Origin of the sequence: Acetobacterium fimetarium (assembly GCF_014284475.1) — a bacterium.
GTDB classification, from domain to species: Bacteria; Bacillota; Clostridia; order Eubacteriales; family Eubacteriaceae; genus Acetobacterium; species Acetobacterium fimetarium.
The window spans coordinates 1-1,712 of the sequence record NZ_WJBC01000066.1; the positions used below are offsets into that span (position 1 = coordinate 1).

A 1,712-nucleotide genomic window follows, 5' to 3' on the forward strand; every position below is an offset into this window, starting at 1 on the left:
ACGTGACACTCTCGCGTCATACGGCTCTTGTTATCCAATCGTTGGTTTAATACCCTTCTCCCAATGATAAAAGAGTCTAGGTTTTGAATTGGCTAAATGCGCTAACATTCGCCAAGCTCTTCTTTTGCTTTTCTTAACTGTCTTATATTTTCTCTTTAACCATTGTACGAGCGTCTTATTTACATAATCAATTTCTTTACGTGCCTCTCTGGAACAGAATTTTGTAAAATAATTCATCCATCCTCGAATAATCGGATTTAACTTTTCAGCCAGTGATTCCAGTGAACTTGTTTTGCATGCTTTTCTTATTTTTCGGATTTTATCTCTGAAGCTCTGCGCAGAACTTTTACTTACCGCTGGAGAGAAAGTGTTAAAGAAATTTCCGTTTTTACTTTTGACAGATCTTCTTCTAAACGTATAACCCAGAAAATCAAACGATTCATTTTCATATCGTTTATTATAACGATCACTTCGGCAGTAAACTATTTTCGTTTTATCCGGATGGATTTCCAAACCGCACTCTAACATTCTTTTCTTTAGGTACTCCAGCCGATTGAATGCTTCCTGTTCACTTTGACAGTGTATGACACCATCATCCGCATAACGCGCCCATGGATTTTGAGGATATTTTCTACTAATCCATGTGTCGAATGCATAGTGCATAAACAGATTTGCAAGAACCGGGCTAATAACACCACCTTGTGGTGTGCCGGACGTCCTTTCCTTTAATTCTCCGTCGTTCATCCCTATTGGTGCCTTAAGAAATCTTTCAATATAAAGAATGACCCACTTTTCATCGGTATGCCACTTGACTGCTTTCATCATCATTGTGTGATCAATATTATCAAAAAGTCCTACAATATCAAATTCAATCAGCCACGGCATTTTCCAGCATCGCTCACGCGTTATGGCAACTGCATCAATTGCAGATCGGTTCGGACGATAACCAAATGAGTTATCATAAAATAGGGGTTCTACGATGGGTTCAAACGTCAACCGTACTACCATTTGTGCAATGCGGTCTTCAATCGTTGGAATTCCCAATAGTCGCATTTTCCCATTTTTCTTTGGTATTTCCACACCTTTTACTGGCTTTGGAAAATAGCTTCCAGAGGACATTCTGTTCCACAATTTATATAGATTGTTCTTCAGATCTTTTTCATATTCTTCGAAATTGATTCCATCAATCCCACCTGCCCCCTTATTTGCTTTGACACATTTGTAGGCCTGTAGTATTTGATGTTTTGAAATTTGAAACGACTTTCCTTCTTGCATAAAATCCTCCCATTTCTGGTTGTTCTATTTTTGAAGTTATAGATAACAGAATCCCTTCGCTCCCTTCCCATTACAGGAATTTCATCACTACTACGAATTCTTCCGCACCTGAACGATTCATCGCTACTTTCATCCTTGTCATTTTGCTGCTTGGATTTTTCGCTTGGCATTATCATTCAGGATTCTCCTGTTCCTTATAAGAGCCTATGCCATGCTCCTGGAGCCTATACACCGGCAGCCATCTGACCAGTAATCAGGTTTCCGTCAGACTTATCCCATCTGTGTCTCAAAACAGTTGGTTTTGACTGCACTTTAGTATTAACGATGCTTCTTCGGTCTCTTCACTTTCGTTCAGCTTCATGGCACATACCTGACTGATTATTCAGCCTTTTCCATTTGCGCTCAGCACCATAACTTTTGGTTACAGCACCCAAAGG

1 protein-coding gene is annotated in these 1,712 nt (G+C 39.6%); it reads right to left on the reverse strand.

Going from position 1 to position 1,712, the window contains the following annotated elements; translation table 11 throughout:
* Nucleotides 1–30: 30 nt before the first annotated feature.
* Entirely contained in the window at nucleotides 31–1,275 is a 1,245-nt protein-coding gene (gene ltrA / locus GH808_RS15050; protein WP_186843598.1) for a group II intron reverse transcriptase/maturase, read from the reverse strand.
* Nucleotides 1,276–1,712: the final 437 nt, after the last annotated feature.

What these genes read in the sequence shown, in the direction of transcription:
- ltrA (WP_186843598.1), bottom strand. Translation starts at nt 1,275, where the DNA reads ATGCAAGAAGGAAAGTCGTTTCAAATTTCAAAACATCAAATACTACAG.